Below are 18,808 nucleotides of genomic sequence, written 5' to 3'. Positions count from 1 at the left end.
CGTTTGGGTGACACGCTTTGGCGCCAATCACTGGCGCTTGTCAACGGTTAGGGGAATACCACGCCGGAGGTGCGTTGCCGCACCGGTTGGGCAATGGTGCCTGTCGCGTGCTGTGGCGCCTGGCTTGCCTTTTTGGGGGCAGCGCGGCGAACCACCGGCAAGTCCTGCATGTCTTCAAGCTTGCCTTTTACCAGGGTGACATAAGCAATTTTGTGCTGCACCTTGTTCACTTTCACCTGTCCTACCAAGCTTTCATCAAAGCCAAGGCTTTCTTTGGTGTAGGGGTCGACCAACTCTTCCCCCATGCTGAACACATTGTACAGCTCGCCCACCTGCACGGTTTTGCCACCGGAGTTGAGTACCAGATGGCCATCGCTGGTGCTAAAAAGCACGATGGGATAAATGTTATCCTTCAACTGATCAAAAACCTTGCGGCTGGTGATGTCGACCAGTTGCGACAGATTGTTGCGACTGGAGCTGGTGGGCACCTTGGCGCTCCATTTCACCTGATTGTTCACCACATCCAGCAGCTGGTATTCCACTACCACCTGGCTGCTGTAGGTGACATTGACCTCTCCGACGGTTTCTCCGGTCAGCTGCACGGTATGACGGTTATCAACGGTTTTTTTGGTGGTGTTGGCTGTCAGCACGTGTCCGCGCAATACATAATCCACGCCGGGAAGGGTGCGATCCGCCACCACCTTGAACAACCTGTCCTGCACAAAGCGGTCTTCCACAGCCCGGGTGAGTGCCCGGGCCTGTGCTCCACCGGAGAACGGCTCAATGGCCAGTGTCCGGCGGTTGCCATTCATACCTTTCAGGTTTTTTTGACGCATCATGTCGTCATCGTACTCAACGCTGGCACGGATGCGCACGGCACAGGCCACCCCCTCGCAATTTTCACTCAAAATGCGATAGGTGGCGGAGCCGGCCGTGCCAAAGCGAACCGTATTGGCGTTTTTGTTATCAAAGGTAAAACCGTCATTGGTTTGCTTGGCATGGTTCGATGAGGTGTTTTCACTGGCAATATCCACCCCGACTACCTGCTGTACCGCACTTATCAATGCGGCATTAATGGCGGCACTGCGCTCCGGGCCTTCACCTTTGACTTCAATGGTTTCAATGCCCGCCCAGGCGGGCAGGGCAAAGAGTAGCCCGGTCAATACTGCAAGATTGCGCTTTTTCATATCAGAAGTCCGGGTCAAAACGTGAAGAGGATTTCTTGGATGTCACTTTTTGTGGCGCTGCATTTTGCTGGGCAGCCGACTTTTGCTGGGCGGCGTCCAGCTCGGCGGCACTTTTACCGCTTTGCAGGGCAATGGACTGGCGCTCCTGTATCGGGTGCCATACCAGTGCCACCCCAACCATGGTGTGGCCGGTAACCGGATGGCGCATTTCCCAGTGATTGACGGTTTGCAGACCATTCAGGCCACTGACTGATGACGTCATTTTGGAGCTTTGATCCAATATGTTGCGAATGGAGTGAACCACACCGGGATCTACGGTAGACACGGTATTGTTACTGGCAAGGGAGTGCACCAGCTCCCGGCCCTGTTCGGTCTTTTTGGTGACTTCACGGCTGAAGTCACCGCTCATGTTGTAGGACTGTGCCAGGTTGGCCATGGCGTTGGATTCCGCTTCGCTGGCGGCGGCTTCCAGTTGCACCTCCATCATGTCGGCATCATCCGTATACTGCACCCCGGCTTGGCCATAGGAGATGATAATGGGGTAACCCTTGTCATCGTAGGCAAGCTGGGTGCCGGCTTCCAGGTAAGGGGCATCTACGGATGCCAGCGCCGCGGGAATGTTGGCAAAGTCTGGATTGGCCATTCTGGGGTCGGCTTTTACCTGTCCGTGGGATTGCACCAGTGTTTTGATTTTATCCCGTTTGTTGGCGGATTGTGCCATGACCACGCCTACCGTGCCGGTGCCATCATCCTTGAATGCTTCAAAAGTGCGTATCACAAACATGCCGGAGATGTCACCAAAGGCGGTGGTCACGGTTTTTTCCGCAAACATCTTGTGCATGAGTTGCTGTTTTTGGGTGGGTGTTGAGTTGGCAAACAGTTTGGGATCGATACCGGCCTCTATCAATTCGGCATCCAGCTTGCTTTCGATAAGGGCTGCCAGCTTGGTGAGAATGCCTGCCATGCCTTTTTCGGTCTTAAAGTCTTCCGGCGAAGGTTTTGGCGCACCGGCATCATTAAACAGCTCGTTGATCACCTCGTTGCGAATATCGATATTAAGCTTGGACAGGTGGCTTTCCCGCGCTTTGGCAATGGCTTGGCGTACCGCATTGGCCCGGTAGTGGGACCACATGGGATTGTCTTTGGTCACCGCTACCGTGGCAGTGCCTGACACCACTTTGACCATATGACTGCGGCCTCGCTCCAGCAAGGTGGCGTTTATCTCTTTGACATATTCCTTGATGTCGTCCTTGACTTGCTGACTGGGGGTTTTGGACTGTTTCACCGTGTCGGAAGACTGCTGGCCAAAGGTTTGCTTTTCTTCCTGGGCGGTCATGGCAACAGGCGCTGCGGCGGTCACCTGAGCTGCTGGCGCTTCAGCTACGGTTGGGGTTTGTGTGGCTGGCGCCGGTGCTGTTGTTGCCACGGCTGGAGTTTGCACTGTGGCGGCGGGTATTGGCGCTGGGCTTTGTTCCGCAGCAGATGTACCAAAGGTGGCCAGTGTCACGGCCAAGGCGATTAGGTTTTTTTGCATGACATAATTCCTTTTAGAGTGTACAGAAAAAGGCACCGGCATGATGCCGGCGCTTTTAAGGGGCGTTACCAGCTCACGCTGTCACCATCAGCCACCTTGCCGATGACCCGTTCCCCTTCGTAGTAAGAAATCCCATTGCTCACATCGGTTACCGATAATTGGAAATAGTATTCGATGCGCTGATCCCCGTTATCCATGGTGTTGTTACGTTGCAGGATTTTGCCGGAAAGGCTGAAATCCGGGGAGATGACCGACTGATCACTTTTCAGCGAGGCTTTATTGACGATTTTGGAGTTACCCAGCTCGCCGGATTCATGATAAGCCCCAACCGCACTGTCACGATTGGCGCCAAAGGCATTGGTTACGGCAAAAGTGCCGCTATTGGTGAGTTTTACCCGCAGCGCTTTGGTAAGCTGATCCGTATCGATGCGCTGCATGGTGTCGTTGACAATATCGCTTACCACCAGAATGTAACGCATGCGCGGCTGTGGGTGCACAAACGCCCGGTTTGCGCTGATTTCATCGGCCATTTCATCGGCAGCGCTTTTAAAGTCTGCATAGGAGAGCCCGGCCACTACATTGGTGGTTTTGTCCTTGGCATCAATGTAGCTGGTTGTGGTGGCACAACCGGACATCAGCAACAGCAGTGATGTTGCCAGAATGGTCTTAGCTTTTCGCATCTTGTTTTCCTTGTTAGATATTAATCACGCGTACGGTTGGCACTACCGCAGCGCTGGTGGCCTTGATATACACAATGTGTTTTTGGGCGGCGGAGTCCAGTGTTACCGGCAGTTCATGGGCTCCGGCTTTTACGGTCAGTGACTCGCCTTCATATTTGAAATGTGCGGTTTGGAACTGTTTGGGCAGGGCTGAAAATGTACGGGTGTCCGCATTGGTGGTGGCTAGCTGGAACAATCCGGATGCCAGCCCCAGGGCCGAGCTTTGATCCTTGAGTTGTTTCTGGGCAATGGTTTTCACCAGGGTGCGGGTGATTTCCCGGGTGAGGATCATGGGGTACTCTTTTTCAAACTCGGCACCGATGATTTTATCCATATCCGCCACGACTTCGGTTTGCACGCCGTTGGCTTCCACATGGGGGTAAGCACTGTTGCGTTGCTTCAGTCGGGGCAGGGCGATACCGGCATAGGAGACATTGTCACTTAACAGGAATAACGGCAGATCCACCCGAAACTCTTCTTTGACGGCAGATTCACCATTTTCAAAAATCACCCAAACCATGTGATTCAGCGTGGTTGCTCCTTTTGCCATCTCCTGTGCCAGCTGCAAGTCGGCTTTCACCTGCGAGGCATCCGTCAGGCCATACACCCGCTTGAAAGCATCGGCAGCCTTGTTAAAGTCCGAGGCGGTTTTACCGTTGAGCAGCAGGTTCAATCCATAGGAATAGGTGGTGTAGGGGTTAACAAAGGCGTCGTAGGGTTTCCACTTGTCAAAGGTGACGCCATTGTCCTGCAGCAGTTTGCGGGTTTCATCGTTTTCGATGGTTTTGTTGACAAATTCCGTGGTCTTTTTGTCAGCCTTTTTTTGCTCTTTGGCCATTTCCTCTTGCTGCTTGCGGATCTGCTCGGCAAAAAACTCGGCGGCACGGCGCTGGCGATCTTCTGCCCGGTTCCATTCCACCCGGGCATTGTTGAAATCCCCCTCAAACATGAAGTTCCAGGCCTTGATGGTATTGAGCATGACACCGTCTGACTGGCGCTGCTCATAGGCCATCATGGCGTCGTTCCCCAAAATGGACAGCGCCGCCTCGGTGGCATTTTCCACGACGCCTTCCTGATCTTCATCTTTCATGGCGTTTTCAGCGGCATCCAGCACCTGTGTGGAAAGGGCATAACGCCCTGCATAGTTGAGTGCTGCACCTGCTTCAATCCCCCACAACAAGTCGTCAATGTCTTTTGTTTTTTCATCGTAACCTGATTCGGTAAGGGCAAATTGGGAAGCAGCTTGATAATCACCGGCATGCAGTGCACCGTCAAAGGTATTGGCATCCTTTTGATGCATCATACCGGCACAGCCTGAAAGTAATGTGGTGGCGAGCGCCAATGTCATAATGCTTTTTTTCATCAAATAATCCTTTAAAGCGAGGTTGGTAAACCATTAACCCCGTAAACCCTGTGAAGAAAAATGTTGATTGGTCTCACGCCGTATCCCTGGCCATAAATGAAAATAAGTATACGGCACGGGCGATAATATATTACGCACACAAATTTTTTACATCCATTAATTACTCTTTTTCAGGTGGTCATTCTGTATCTGGTTAATTTTGGGAGGGAGTTCATATTCTATCGGTGAGCAATGAATGACGGCGATAATATGTCAGTTTTTGCTGGGTAAAAATTGAGCATTGTCAAACAGGATTCAAACGTAATAATGGTCAAATGCAGTGGCTCAATGCTACCACCAAGCACGGTCATTAAATACGTTGATAGAAAGTACGGTGAATAAAGCACGGAGAACAAAACGTACTTAAGAGGGTTGGTTGAATATTGCCCAATTTGAATGTGTATGAAATATGAATAATAAAGAACCGTTTTATTATAATTTACCCATATTATTTCTTTAAAATTTAACAAGATTACATTATTAACATATTATAAACATAACTATATGATTTTTAATGAGTTTAAATTTATTTATTATATGAAATCATTTGTATTATATGCGTTTTTTGTCAACTTCATTGTTTGGTAATGTCATTTTGTAACAGATTTTTATCTGCGAGCGGTAATGTGCGATATATCTGTGTGGCATGAGGTTTTATTTTGACGGGGCAAAGCGTGCTGATGTTCAGCAGATGTGTCAGTTATATAGACATGCGGACATTAATTCATGCGGCAAGAATAACATAGTCATCAGTAACTATGATGCATTCTAATGATTAAAAAATAACCAAAGCAAGAGGCGAAATAGGCATTTATCCATGCATTCATGGATTGAAAGCCTTCTGAAAATGGGCGGGTAATATCGCCTTGTTGGTGGGGCTGTTAATTCGTTGGGTTGTAAATTTCATATTCGGCAATGTTGCAATGATAAATAGGTAATATGTTAATTGATGCTGACAATAAATATATCGGGTAACTGGACAGTCTTTTTCAGCGTGAAGTTAGCGTTTTATATTGTTCAAGGGCATCTTGTTCTCGCATACCGCTTGGTGCGTTTTTGCGGCGCTGCCAAATAAGATTTTCAGGGAGCAGGGAAGCACATGAAATAATGCCAACGCTCCCGGGGAAAATATGTTGCACTTGGCATGTCATGTCCCCAGGCATCCATTACCGGTGCCTTGGGGATATGCCTTTGGGGAATTTGCGGTTATGGGTGCATTGCCGGCGGGAACACGACCACACAAGCCAACTGTTTCTGACGGCCATAACACATCACCTGCAATAGCTCACCGTCACTAATGGGCACATAGGTGGAGCCAATGGCATCGCGGGCTTTTTCGACGTTAGGGTCGTGGAAGAAGAAAAACTGACTGTTGCAACCACTGAGCACAATCCAGTGGGGGCCTTTTTCGCCACTGAAACGGTAACTGCTGACCATCAGTAACACCGCGGCGCCCTGGGCCAAAAAATGGCGCAGCTCGGTAGGCGACGGCGAGCGGGCCTGGGCATTAACCCCTCTTGTTTGTAACTGCTGGCAAAAATCCTCATGTACCAGCCGGATCACCGCTTTTTTACCGGGGTCGCGTACACCGTCAATAAAGGGGATGGATTGGGCACGGCTGAACAGTTGCACGTCAAATCCTCGATGCAGCGCCGCCAGTGCCAGACCGTGGGCAGAGCAACCGCCATGGCCGCTGGTCATGAAAATGGTGGTGGCTTCACGCCATAAGCGCAGCTCTTCAATGCGGCTGGGGGCGGCATCCGGTGTCAGGGCGGCAAAGGCCATCAGCAGGCTGGCAGGGCCACAACTAAAGGGGGTGGTTTGCGCATAAAGCGGCATGTTCAGCACAGTGCTGGGGCCCGGCGGGTCCAGCCGTTTGTGCATACGCACGCCGTCCGCCAGGTCATCGTAATAATGTACCAGCGCTTTCAATACCTTATAGCCTAATTTTTCATAAAGCTTACGCGCCGCCGTATTGTCATTGCGCACCTCCAGGCGTAACGTTATGTAGCCTCTGTGAATGGCTTCCTGTTCACACCGGTGCATCAGTTGCTGTGCAATCCCGTGACCTCGCCATTTGGCATCAATGGCCAACGAATAAAGCCTTGCCAGGTTAGTTCCCCGGTGAAACAGCAACAGGGCATATCCTGCGAGCAGACCCTCATTCATGGCCACTAACAGCCGGGCGTGAGGTGATTGAATAAAACGTTTCATTTGGCGGTGACTGATGCGGTCACCGTTGAAGGCGGAGAGTTCCAGTTGATCGAGCGCTGAAAGTTCGGCCTGTGTAGCGGCACGTATTTCCATGATGTTCAGGTAGAAGACAAACTTCTGATATTTAATCCCCAACTTATGTGTGAGGCAACAACTATTTATGGCACAACTGCTTATCGTGACTGACGACGCCAGTGACTGGTGTCCGTACTTGCCCAGTGAACGGATGGTGACGGTAAATGATTATCTTGATATGGGGGCATTTACCGATAACAACCGGGTGCAGGTACTGAATTTGTGCCGCAGTTACGATTATCTTACGACGGGCTATTACTGTTCCCTGATGGCAGAAGCCCGTGGTCACCGTGTTATTCCGTCAGTGATGACGATTAATGATCTGTCCCAGGACAGGTTTTTCAGTTTGCCTCAGGCGGGACTGGAACACCTGCCACCGGAGCAGACACAGCTACAGTTCAAGCTGTTTTTTGGTCACAGCGAGCGCGAGGAGTTAGCGCGGATTGGCCATAAGATTTTTGAACGCTTTAATGTGCCGGTGCTGGACGTGGTGCTGGTGAAAGGCGGCAATAAATGGCAGGTGAGCCATATTGCCCCTTTTCCGTTCCAGGCCCTCACCGACGAAGAGCAGGATTTGTTTGCCCATTACCTGCAGGCTTTTTCCCAAAAGGTCTGGCGGGCGCCAAAACGCAAAAAAGCCTACCGCTATGAAATGGCCATGCTGGTGGATGACGATGAAAAAATGCCGCCGTCCAATCATGGCGCCATCAAGCGCTTCATCAAAGCCGCCAACCGCATCGGTATGGACATGCAGTTATTGGGGCGCCGGGACATGGGGCGTTTGGGGGAATTTGACGGATTGTTTATCCGGGCGACTACCAATATCAGCAATTTCACCTACCGTTTTGCCAAAAATGCCGAGCAGATGGGGCTGGTGGTGATGGATGATCCTGAGTCCATCATGAAGTGCACCAACAAGGTATTTTTGACAGAACTGTTGATGAACCACAAAATTCCGGTGCCAAAGAGCCTGATCCTCAACGGCTCAGATCCTCAATGGGAAACACAGCTGCTGACGACAATAGGCTTGCCTGCCGTGCTCAAAGTGCCAGACGGGGCGTTTTCGTTAGGGGTGGTGAAGGTGAAGGATATTGACAGCTTGCGCGCGGAGGCCCAACGGATTTTTGCCCACAGCACCTTGATGCTGGCACAGGAATATCTGCCCACCGCCTTTGACTGGCGTATTGGCATCCTGAACCGTCAGCCGGTGTATGCCTGCCGTTACTACATGAGCCGCGGGCACTGGCAGATTTATGAACATCATAAAAACGGCAAGTTCACCGCCGGCGGTTATGACGCCCAGGATCTGAAACAGGTGCCGTCACAAGTGGTGGATGCGGCGCTGAAATCCGCCAACCTTATCGGTTCCGGTTTTTACGGCGTGGATTTGAAAGAGGTGGATGGCCAACCCTATGTGATTGAGATTAACGACAATCCGAGCATTGATCACGGCATTGAAGACCTGTTTTACGGGGACTTGTTATATGACCGCATCATGACCGAATTCCTGCGGCGCATTCAGCTGCGGGGGCTGTAACCTTTCACCGTGGGAATATGGTCACACCCTGTTCCCGGTGGTGATGCAGCCCCGTCACGCAAGGCGCAAAAAGGTTTTAATGCGGGGCAATTGCGCCATGGCGTCCTGATAGCCCAAATCAATCAGGGCGCCAGTATAGGCTTTTTCAAACAACAGGTAAGACACGATACTGGTGTCAGACTGGCGGCTTATGCCCATCAGGGCCAGCAGCCGGCGGATGGCATAGGGCATCTCCGTATAATAGCGTTTGGCTATTTCGCTCAAATCTTCACTGGGTTTTATCACCAAGGCTTCAATGTGGCGCAAATTCAGGGGCTGGCGGCTACCTGGCGGCACCAGCTCCAGCGTGCTGTTAATCCGGTTCAGCCGCTCCATGTCGCTGTTTAAGGTATCGGAAAAGATGGTATCCAGCAGGTGACCGGCAATGGTGGCCGTTTTGGGATGATATTCCAGATCCTTGGCTTGCTGCTGGTGGGGGCTTTCTAGGTTGATCACCATGATCCGGCTGGCGCCCAGATGGATGGGACAGGACAGGGGCGACAACTGATGCACCGAGCCATCGCCATAATAGCGTTTCCCCAGCCGGATGGAGGGAAACACCATGGGGATGGCGGCGCTGGCCATCAGGTGTTCGGTGTTAAGGCGCGTGCGCACGCCGCTGCGTCTGGCCCGCTGCCAGTTTTCCATCTCACTGCCGGCTTGGAAAAAACTCACCGACTGAGAAGTGTTATAGCAAGAGGTGTCCAGGCTGATGGCGGTAAGATGGCCATTTTGAATGTTACGGTCGATGCGCTCAAAATTGATAAGCTCATTGAGTAACGCCCGTAACGGTGCGTTATCCAGCAGGCTGCCCGCATCCGTGTTGGCCAAATCGGTTTGCATCCCTTTGAGCAGCATCGCCCCCAGATGTTGCAATACGCTCGGTATTGAGGCCCGGTAGATGCGGCTGGTGTGCAGATGGCGCCAGACCCATTCCAGTTTTTTAACCCCCAGATGAAAACAGGAGGCATGGGTAGCCAGGGAAGTACCATTGATGGCCCCGGCAGAGGTTCCGCAAATAATGTTGAACGGAATGCCGTGGTTGCGGGGGTACAACTGTATTATCGCTTTGAGTACGCCCACCTGATAGGCGGCTCTGGCACCGCCGCCGCCTAGCATCAAGGCACAGTTTTCCTGAGGCATTCTTCCTCTTCCTTGGAATGGATGATGGTATGAGTGACTGTGATTCACTATAACGCCAAATGGCGGGGAAGGGTGGACGGATGACATAAAAAAGCCAACCTTTTTATGCGGTTGGCTTTCGTCTGGTTTAGCGGGCGAGTTTATCGGTAAACTGGTTGATTTGGTTTAATATGCCCGGGGCATCCAGTTGTAATTCATGAAGAATTTCCTGCTGGCTACCGTGCTTGATGAATTCATCCGGCAACCCCAGTTGCAGCAGCGGTTTGGTGAGCTGCTGGCGGGCCAGATATTCCAGCACGCCGCTGCCGGCGCCCCCGATGATGGCATTTTCTTCCAGGGTAACCAGTACATCATGCTCGGTGGCCAACTGTTGCAGCAGGGTTTCATCCAGCGGTTTGACAAAACGCATGTCGGCCACGGTGGCATTCAGTGTTTCTGCTACTTCCAGTGCCGCTTGCAGGGTGGTGCCAAAATTGATGATGGCCAGCTTTTCGCCTTGGCGTTTCATGACCCCTTTACCGATGGGTAGGGCGGTCATCTCCTCCTGGGGGGCAATGCCGGTGGCAGATCCTCTGGGGTAACGCACGGCCGCTGGGCCATCCTGATAACAGTAGCCGGTATACAGCATCTGACGGCATTCGTTTTCATCAGACGGCGCCATGATCACCATGTTGGGAATGCAGCGCAGGTAACTCATGTCAAACGCACCCTGGTGGGTCGGGCCGTCGGCACCCACAATGCCGCCACGGTCAATGGCAAACAATACCGGCAGTTTTTGCAGGGCCACATCGTGGATCACCTGATCATAAGCCCGCTGCAAAAAGGTGGAATAGATGGCCACAACGGGTTTGTAGCCTTCGCTGGCAAAGCCCGCACCCAGGGTGACGGCGTGCTGCTCGGCAATGGCCGCATCAAAATACTGCTCGGGGAACTGGTGGGAAAACTCCACCATGCCGGAGCCTTCACGCATGGCGGGCGTGATGCCCACCACTTTGTCATCCTTTGCGGCAATGTCGCACAGCCACTTGCCGAAGATGTCGGAAAAATTGGGCAGGCTGTTGGCAGATACGGGTTTGCAGAACTGGCTGGGATCGAATTTGGGCACGGCATGCCAACCGATGGGGTCTTTCTCCGCCGGTTCGTATCCCTTGCCCTTTTTGGTCATGATGTGCAGTAACTGAGGGCCGCTCAGGTTGCGCATGTTGCGCAGGGTTTCCACCAGTGCATTCACGTCATGGCCGTCAATGGGGCCAATGTAGTTGAAGCCCAGCTCTTCAAACAGCGTGCCGGGCACCATCATGCCTTTCAGGTGCTCTTCGGTGCGCCGGGCCATCTCTTTGATCACCGGCATGCCTTGCAACACTTTTTTGCTGCTTTCACGGATGCTGGAATAAAAGCGGCCAGACATCAGTTGGGCCATGTGTTTGTTAAGCGCCCCCACATTTTCCGAAATGGACATCTCGTTGTCGTTCAGTACAACCAGCATGTCTTTATGGAGATCACCGGCATGATTCATGGCTTCAAACACCATGCCGCCGGTCATAGCGCCATCACCGATTACCGCTACCACCCGGCGTCCGGCCTGTTCTTTATCGGCGGCAATGGCCATTGCCAGTGCGGCTGAAATGGAGGTGCTGGAGTGGCCAACACTGAAGGTGTCATAGTCGCTTTCACCGCGCCACGGGAATGGGTGCAAGCCGCCTTTTTGGCGAATGGTGTGCATCTGATCCCGGCGACCGGTGAGGATTTTATGGGGATAGGCCTGATGGCCCACATCCCAGACCAGCCGGTCAAAGGGCGTGTTATACACGTAGTGAAGTGCCACGGTGAGTTCTACTGCCCCCAGACCAGAAGCAAAATGCCCACTGGACTGCCCCACGGATTGCAGCAAAAAAGCTCTGAGTTCGTCGGCCAGTTGCGGCAACAATGCCTGGGGCAACTGGCGCAACTCTTCGGGTGTATTGGCCTGTGCCAATACCGGAAATTGAGTGATATCCAGACTCATAAGGAGCTACTTTGTCTCTTTTTATACTCGCCGCTCAATGATATAGCGTGCGAATTCAGCAATTAGTTGGCTATTGTAGGGCAAATTACCTATGGCTGATAGTGCCTCTTGCAGCAGTTTTTCAGCGGTGGCTTTCGCCCCGTCTAATCCCAGCAATTTAGGATAAGTACTTTTATTGGAACGGGTATCTGACCCCTGGGGCTTGCCCAGTTCTTCAGTGCTGGCGGTGATGTCAAGAATGTCGTCCTGCACCTGGAATGCCAGGCCGATGGCATCGGCATAGGTCATGAGCTGTTGCCGTTGTTCCGGGGCTATTTCGGCGGCAATCACCGCCAGTTCTACGGCGCAGCGGATGAGCGCCCCGGTTTTCAGGCGATGCAACTGAGTCAGCTCGTCAAGGGCAATGGCCTTGTCGGTGGCCGCCAAATCCAGTGCCTGGCCGCCACACATGCCCAGATAGCCGGAGGCTCTGGCCAGTGCCTTGGTCATTTGCAGCTGCTGGCTGGCGCTAAAGCTGGAATCATCCTGGCATATCAGTTCAAACGCCAGGGTTTGCAAGGCGTCACCGGCCAAAATGGCCGTGGCTTCATCAAAGGCAATGTGCACGGTGGGCTGGCCGCGACGCAGCTCGTCATTGTCCATGGCCGGCAAGTCATCATGGATAAGCGAATAGGCATGAATGCATTCGATGGCGGCGGCACAGGCATCCAGGCGCTCGGCGCTGATCCCCAGCATTTCACCTACGGCATAAACCAGAAAGGGACGCACCCGCTTGCCCCCCAGCAACACGCCGTAACGCATGGCCGCGCGCAAATTGGGATCGTTTTCCGGCAGGTGGTCGAATGTCGTTGACAGATAAAGATTGACTCGATGCTGGCAGCGATTAATGGCTTGCGTTAACAATTACTCTTCCTCGACATCAAATGGACTGAGCGGTGCCTGGGGATCGTCTGACAACAGAATCGCAACTTTCTGTTGCGCCTGCTCCAGCTTGCTCTGACTGCTGCGCACCAGTTTAATGCCGCGCTCGAACTGTTTCAGGGCATCATCCAGCGACACGTCTCCCTGTTCCAGTTCACTGACGATGTGTTCTAGTTCGCCCAGGGACTCTTCAAAACTGAGGTTTTCAGGTTTTTTGGCCACGTTGTTTTCCTTGGAATTACACTGCCATGGAGTATACCAATGATTTGACAGCGGAATCGAGGCAGGCTCGGCAGCGGGTTCGGTTCAGAACAGGCGGCGACTGCATGGGCACACACGTTATAGCAGGCACCACAAAGGGTCAAATTAAGGCGTTGGTTATTTGCTCGAAAGCACGCTTTGTCGCAAAAATATTTTCGCCCGGCGTTAAAATCCCTCTAAACTTGCCGGAGTTTGATCCGATAAAGCACAATAGAAGCCGTTAAAAAGCGTAATATTCCCTTTCCAAGGTATTTCTCTGGCAGAGCGTGGTCGGTCTCCGTATTTTCTATCACCTCAGCTCACAGATGGATGACACGACTTTAGAGAATTGAGGAGCAAGAGTGGATTTAGCAACCCTGATAGGCATTATTGGCGCGTTTGGCGTGATGTTCTGGGCCATGGTCAGTGCCGGTGGCATCTCCATTTATGTTGACGTTCCCTCCGTGTTGATTGTGTTTATCGGCTCCATGTTTGTGGTGATGATGAAATTCAACCTCAAGCAGTATCTGGGAGCCATGAAAATTGCCGCCAAAGCGTTCATCTTCAAGCTCGACACCCCGGAAGAGCTGATTGAACAGTCGGTCACCATGGCGGATGCCGCGCGCAAAGGGGGCTTTCTGGCACTGGAAGAAGCGCAGATTTCCAACTCCTTCATGCAAAAAGCCGTGGACATGCTGGTGGATGGTCATGATGGCGAAGTGGTGCGCGCCGCACTGGAAAAAGACATCGCCCTGACGGAAGAGCGCCATCGCGCCGGCATTGCCATCTTCAAGGCATTTGGCGACGTGGGCCCGGCCATGGGAATGATTGGTACCCTGGTGGGACTGGTGGCCATGCTGTCTAACATGGACGACCCCAAATCCATTGGCCCGGCCATGGCGGTGGCCTTGCTGACCACCCTTTACGGGTCATTGCTGGCCAACCTGGTGGCCCTGCCCATTGCCGACAAACTGTCGCTGCGGATGAATGAAGAGATGCTCAACCGCAACCTGATCATGGATGCGGTATTGGCCATACAGGACGGCCAAAACCCGCGGGTGATTGAAAGCTTCCTGAAAAACTACCTGTCAGAGAAACAGCGCACCATAGAAACCACCGGTGGAGAGTAAACAATGGCCAAAAAAAAGTGCGATTGTCCACCACCGGCCCCGCCTTGGCTGGCGACCTTTTCCGATTTGATGTCACTGTTAATGTGCTTCTTTGTGCTGTTGCTGTCTTTTTCGGAAATGGACGTGCTTAAATTCAAGCAGATTGCCGGCTCCATGAAGTACGCCTTCGGGGTGCAAAACAAGGTGGAAGTCAAAGACATTCCCAAAGGTACCTCGGTGATTGCACTGGAGTTTCGTCCCGGTCGGCCGGACCCGTCACCCATTGAGGTGATTAACCAGCAAACCAATGAGATGACCCAGCCCACACTGAATTTTCAGGCCGGCGATGATGAAAGTGCCGGCGGCAAGCAGCCTCAAAAAGGGGAGCAGCGGGGCGGTGATTCTGCCGCTACCGCCCGGGAGCAGGCCGAGGCCAAACGCACCCAGAAAAACACCGCCGCCCAGCAGCAAATCAACACCCAAGTCAAACGCATGGCGGAAAAACTCAACAAAGAGATTGTGGATGGCGCCATTGAGATTGAATCCCTGGGGCAGCAAATCATTATCCGCATCCGGGAAAAAGGCTCTTTTGCCTCCGGCTCAGGCTTTTTGCAGCCCCAGTTCAAACCGGTGATCCACGCCATTGGCGAGCTGTTAAAAGAGGTGCCCGGCATTGTGACCGTCTCTGGCAACAGTGACAATTTGCTGATCAGCAATGAGTTGTATCAGTCCAACTGGGACTTGTCGGCCCAACGGGCGTTGGCGGTGGCTCACGAGTTAATCCGGGTGAAAGGGTTTGATGCAAAACGGATGAAAGTGGTGGGGCTGGCCGATACCAATCCTTTGGTAGCCAACAACAGCGCCGAGCACCGGGCGCGTAACCGGCGGGTGGAAATTGCCATTGAACAGGGCAAAGCCAAACAGTCGGACGAAATCCAGGTAACCCCCAATTAGCCGTTGCAATCAGGTGTGCCGTTATCGGGCGCCGATGGTCAACGGGCTGTTGGCGTGTTGGCGTGTTGGGGTTTCAGGTTTTTCATCGCCCTTGCTGTGACTGGCAGGGGCAGTTTGCTATAATCCCGCGATTGCTTGTTGATACAGTTTTATTCTGCGGAAAATCCATGAAGTTTATCGTTAAGCTATACCCCGAAATCATGATGAAGAGCAAGCCGGTGCGCATGCGCTTCACCAAAATGCTTGAGTCCAATATCCGGAACGTACTGAAAAAAGTGGATGAAGGTGTCACTGTGCAAAAACAGTGGGATCGCATCATGGTGGGGGTGCCGCAGGACAAACCCGAACTGCTGGATGCCATTGGCGAACGCCTGACCTGCATTCCCGGCATTGCCAGTATTGCCCGGGTGGATGAATACGCCTTTGAGAGCGTGCACGACATCTATTTGCATGCCCTGGCGGCATTTGGCGATTCTTTGGCCGGTAAAACCTTTTGCGTGCGGGTAAAGCGTAGCGGCCAGCATGAGTTTACCTCCATTGAGGTGGAACGCTACGTTGGCGGTGGTCTCAACCAGCATACCGAAGCGGCCGGGGTCAAACTCAAGCACCCGGATGTCACCGTCAATCTGGAAATCAATAACGACAAGCTGTACCTGGTGCAGCGCAAAGTGGCCGGTTTGGGCGGATTCCCCATGGCCACGCAAGAAGATGTCTTGTCACTGATTTCCGGCGGCTTTGATTCTGGCGTATCCAGCTTCCAGTTCATCAAAAAAGGCGCCCGCACCCACTATTGCTTCTTTAACCTTGGCGGCGCCCAGCACGAAATCGGCGTGAAACAGGTGGCCTACCATCTGTGGAAAACCTACGGTCAGTCCCACAAAGTGAAATTTGTCACCATTCCTTTTGAACCGGTAGTGGCAGAAATCCTCGAGCGGATTGATAACGGCCTGATGGGCGTTATCCTCAAGCGCTGCATGATGCGGGCTGCCAGCAAGGTTGCCGAGCGCATGGGCATACAGGCACTGGTCACCGGTGAAAGCCTTGGGCAGGTGTCGAGCCAGACGTTGACCAATCTCAACGTGATTGACCGTTGCACCGACACCTTGATCCTGCGCCCGTTAATCACCATGGACAAACAGGACATCATCAACGAAAGCCGTAAAATCGGTACGGAAGATTTTGCCAAATCCATGCCGGAATATTGCGGCGTGATTTCCCAGCGGCCCACGGTAAAAGCCGTGTTGTCGAAAGTGGAAGCCCAAGAGCAGAAATTTTCCGAAGATTTGCTGGAGCGGGTGCTGGCGGCAGCGGAAATCATGGATATTCGTGACATTCCCAAAGCGATGGACACCCGGGTGACTGAAACCGAAACCGTTTCCAGCGTGGCTGCCGAGCAGGTGATTTTGGATATCCGGGCGCCGGAAGAGGAAGAGCGCCAACCGCTCAAAGTGGAAGGGGCTGAAATCCAGCACATTCCTTTCTTCAAGTTATCCAGCGCTTTTGCCCAGTTGGATCAGCAAAAAACCTACCTGCTGTATTGCGATCGGGGCGTGATGAGTAAGCTGCAGGCATTGTATTTGCTGGAGCAGGGGTATGAAAACGTGAAGGTGTACCGGCCTTAACCTGCCCAATGGTATGAAAGCCGCATCTCATGATGCGGCTTTTTTTGTGGCTTAAGCCATGAACGCGCCAAGCGGCGCCGGATTTACGCCGGGTTACATAAAATCGCTGGCACTGCCACATGATAAAATGTAACAATATGGATTAGAAAAACTAATTATAAATTTTGGAATGGATGCTCATGTCAAAGCGACTTCCTCCGCTGAATGCCGTGAAAGCGTTTGAAGCAGCTGCCCGCCACTTGAGTTTTACCCGTGCGGCAGAAGAACTGTTTGTGACACAGGCGGCTGTCAGCCATCAGATAAAAGCATTAGAAGACTTTTTGGGGCTGAAACTGTTTCGCCGCAAAAACCGCTCCTTGCTGTTAACCGAAGAAGGGCAAAGCTATTTCCTTGATATCAAGGATATTTTCGGGCAACTGGCCGATGCCACCGACCGGTTGCTGGCCCGTAGCGCCATTGGTTCCTTGACGGTAAGCATGCCGCCCAGTTTTGCCATTCAGTGGCTGGTGCCCAGGCTTGCCAAATTCAGTGAAAAAAATCCGGATATCGATGTGCGCATCAAGGCGGTGGACAGTGCCACCGACTCGCTGGCGGATGACGTGGATGTGGCCATCTATTACGGACAGGGCAATTGGCCGGGATTGCGTGCCGACAAACTGCGCAATGAAGTGTTGATCCCGGTATGTTCCCCCATGTTGCTCAATGGCCCCAAACCGTTAAGCAAGCCCGCTGACTTGAAATTTCACACCCTGCTGCATGACATGAGCCGTCATGACTGGCAGGCCTGGTTTCGCCAGTGCGGCGTAACCGATATCAACGTCAATCAGGGCCCCATCTTCAGCCACTCGTCACTGGTATTGCAGGCCGCGGCCCACGGTCAGGGGGTTGCGCTGGGGTACAGTGTGCTGGCACGCCCGGAAATTCTGGCCGGGCGCCTGATTTGCCCGTTCCAGGAAGTGCTGGTCAGCAAGGATGCCTATTATCTGGTGTGTCAGCAAAAACATGCCGAGCTTGGCAAGATTGTGGCATTTAGGGAGTGGATGCTGGACATGTTTGCCGAGGAGTCCCGCAGTGAGCTGCTACCCGGATAATTGGCGCGTTGACAAAAGCCCCACAGCCGCCAATACCCTTGTTCTGTTTGCCCACGGTGCCGGTGCCGATATGGATCACGCCTTTATGGCGGCCGTTGCTGCCGGCATGGCCAGCGCCGATGTTACCGTGGTGCGTTTCAATTTCCCCTACATGCAAAAACGCCAGCTGGATGGCAAACGCCGACCACCGGATAGAGCGCCGGCATTGATTGCGGATTTTAAGCAACAGTTACAACAGGTGATTGCCCGGTTTCAGCCACAGCAGCTGTTTTTGATGGGCAAGTCCATGGGCGGGCGCATGGCGCTGATGCTGGCCACTGACCCCTTGCCCGAGGTGGTGCGTGGCGTCATCTGCTTGGGTTACCCGTTTTTGCCCCGGGGTAAAAACGAGCCGCGTTTACAACCGTTGGTGGACTGCAGCTTGCCGGTAGCCATTTTTCAGGGTGAACGTGACAGTTTTGGCAATCGGCAGCAATTACAGCAATGGCCTTTGCCTCCCGGCGTGCAGGTGCATATAGTCTGCGACGGTGACCACAGCTTTAAGCCAAGAAAAAGTGCTAGGGTATCACTGGATGACAATCTCTCATCAGTGATCGATGGATCGCTGTCATTTATCAGGAGTTGGATATGAAAAAAGGCCTGTTTATGTTGGCTGCTATCAGCGGTTTTATGGCCGTTACCCTGGGAGCGTTTGCCGCGCACGGATTGAAAACGGTGACCCCGCCGGACCTTATCGCCATTTTCGATATCGGGGTGGAATACCAGTTTTATCATACCTTTGCCTTAATCGCGATTGCCCTGGCAGGGCAATGGGTTAAATCCCCCTTGCTGGATTGGGCCGCCTGGCTGTTTATTGCGGGCATTGTGCTGTTTTCCGGCTCCCTTTATCTTTACGCCTTACTGGGCGTTAAAGTGCTGGGGATGATCACTCCGTTCGGGGGCTTTTGCTTCCTGCTGGGATGGGCATTGCTGGCCGCTTCCATGTGGCGTCATCGCACAGAAGATCTGTAAGCGCA

16 protein-coding genes are annotated in these 18,808 nt (G+C 52.8%); 7 read left to right on the top strand and 9 right to left on the bottom strand.

Annotation, left to right across the window (positions count from 1 at the left end; all coding sequences use genetic code 11):
* Positions 1-47 precede the first annotated feature (47 nt).
* The 5 genes from ACIDEJ_RS06095 to ACIDEJ_RS06075 form a co-directional block, all read right to left on the bottom strand.
* Entirely contained in the window at positions 48-1,187 is a 1,140-nt protein-coding gene (locus ACIDEJ_RS06095) for a hypothetical protein (RefSeq protein WP_411987194.1), read from the bottom strand.
* 1 nt (position 1,188) lies between these two features.
* Positions 1,189-2,721 (bottom strand): DUF6844 domain-containing protein, encoded by a 1,533-nt coding sequence (locus ACIDEJ_RS06090; protein WP_411987193.1) that lies wholly within the window; start codon positions 2,719-2,721, stop codon positions 1,189-1,191.
* A 65-nt stretch (positions 2,722-2,786) separates the two neighbouring features.
* A complete protein-coding gene (lpoB, locus tag ACIDEJ_RS06085) occupies positions 2,787-3,401 on the bottom strand; it encodes a penicillin-binding protein activator LpoB (protein WP_411987192.1) in 615 nt (204 codons plus the stop codon).
* A gap of 13 nt (positions 3,402-3,414) precedes the next feature.
* On the bottom strand, positions 3,415-4,803 hold the full coding sequence (locus tag ACIDEJ_RS06080) for a COG3014 family protein (protein ID WP_411987191.1): 1,389 nt from the start codon (positions 4,801-4,803) through the stop codon (positions 3,415-3,417).
* Between the two features lie 1,245 nt (positions 4,804-6,048).
* A complete protein-coding gene (locus ACIDEJ_RS06075; protein ID WP_411987190.1) occupies positions 6,049-7,149 on the bottom strand; it encodes a GNAT family N-acetyltransferase/peptidase C39 family protein in 1,101 nt (366 codons plus the stop codon).
* 67 nt (positions 7,150-7,216) lie between these two features.
* Between ACIDEJ_RS06075 and ACIDEJ_RS06070 the strand changes: the two genes are divergently transcribed.
* A complete protein-coding gene (locus ACIDEJ_RS06070) occupies positions 7,217-8,668 on the top strand; it encodes a RimK family protein (protein ID WP_411987189.1) in 1,452 nt (483 codons plus the stop codon).
* A gap of 54 nt (positions 8,669-8,722) precedes the next feature.
* Here ACIDEJ_RS06070 and ACIDEJ_RS06065 read toward each other — a convergent pair whose 3' ends face one another.
* From ACIDEJ_RS06065 to xseB, 4 genes are all read right to left on the bottom strand, one after another.
* Positions 8,723-9,850 carry a patatin-like phospholipase family protein gene (locus ACIDEJ_RS06065; protein ID WP_411987188.1) on the bottom strand — a complete coding sequence of 376 codons (1,128 nt, stop codon included), beginning with the start codon at positions 9,848-9,850 and terminating at the stop codon, positions 8,723-8,725.
* A gap of 127 nt (positions 9,851-9,977) precedes the next feature.
* Positions 9,978-11,855, bottom strand: coding sequence for a 1-deoxy-D-xylulose-5-phosphate synthase (dxs, locus tag ACIDEJ_RS06060; protein ID WP_411987187.1), 1,878 nt, complete (start codon positions 11,853-11,855; stop codon positions 9,978-9,980).
* A gap of 21 nt (positions 11,856-11,876) precedes the next feature.
* The gene (gene ispA / locus ACIDEJ_RS06055) at positions 11,877-12,758 is read right to left on the bottom strand and encodes a (2E,6E)-farnesyl diphosphate synthase (protein WP_411987186.1); all 882 of its coding nucleotides are present in this window, start codon (positions 12,756-12,758) and stop codon (positions 11,877-11,879) included.
* Positions 12,759-12,998 (bottom strand): exodeoxyribonuclease VII small subunit, encoded by a 240-nt coding sequence (gene xseB, locus ACIDEJ_RS06050; RefSeq protein ID WP_411987185.1) that lies wholly within the window; start codon positions 12,996-12,998, stop codon positions 12,759-12,761.
* 380 nt (positions 12,999-13,378) lie between these two features.
* Here xseB and pomA point away from each other — a divergent pair, with 380 nt between their 5' ends.
* The 6 genes from pomA to ACIDEJ_RS06020 all read left to right on the top strand — a co-directional run bounded on the left by pomA (position 13,379) and on the right by ACIDEJ_RS06020 (position 18,803).
* A complete protein-coding gene (gene pomA, locus ACIDEJ_RS06045) occupies positions 13,379-14,146 on the top strand; it encodes a flagellar motor protein PomA (protein ID WP_411987184.1) in 768 nt (255 codons plus the stop codon).
* A 3-nt stretch (positions 14,147-14,149) separates the two neighbouring features.
* The gene (locus ACIDEJ_RS06040; protein ID WP_411987183.1) at positions 14,150-15,079 is read left to right on the top strand and encodes a flagellar motor protein MotB; all 930 of its coding nucleotides are present in this window, start codon (positions 14,150-14,152) and stop codon (positions 15,077-15,079) included.
* Between the two features lie 167 nt (positions 15,080-15,246).
* Positions 15,247-16,701, top strand: a complete 1,455-nt coding sequence (thiI, locus tag ACIDEJ_RS06035; RefSeq protein WP_411987182.1) for a tRNA uracil 4-sulfurtransferase ThiI — start codon at positions 15,247-15,249, stop codon at positions 16,699-16,701.
* Positions 16,702-16,880: 179 nt separating this feature from the next.
* A complete protein-coding gene (locus tag ACIDEJ_RS06030) occupies positions 16,881-17,792 on the top strand; it encodes a transcriptional regulator GcvA (RefSeq protein ID WP_411987181.1) in 912 nt (303 codons plus the stop codon).
* Positions 17,773-18,423 carry an alpha/beta fold hydrolase gene (locus ACIDEJ_RS06025; RefSeq protein WP_411987180.1) on the top strand — a complete coding sequence of 217 codons (651 nt, stop codon included), beginning with the start codon at positions 17,773-17,775 and terminating at the stop codon, positions 18,421-18,423. Before ACIDEJ_RS06030 ends, ACIDEJ_RS06025 begins: the two co-directional genes overlap by 20 nt.
* Complete coding sequence (locus ACIDEJ_RS06020) at positions 18,420-18,803, top strand: DUF423 domain-containing protein (RefSeq protein ID WP_411987179.1); 384 nt, start codon at positions 18,420-18,422, stop codon at positions 18,801-18,803. The genes ACIDEJ_RS06025 and ACIDEJ_RS06020 overlap by 4 nt, the downstream gene beginning before the upstream one ends.
* Positions 18,804-18,808: the final 5 nt, after the last annotated feature.

Source organism: Shewanella mytili (assembly GCF_046765975.1).
GTDB lineage: Bacteria > Pseudomonadota > Gammaproteobacteria > Enterobacterales > Shewanellaceae > Shewanella > Shewanella mytili.
The sequence above is the reverse complement of the archived record's forward strand: the minus strand, read 5'-3'. Positions and strand labels throughout refer to the sequence as shown.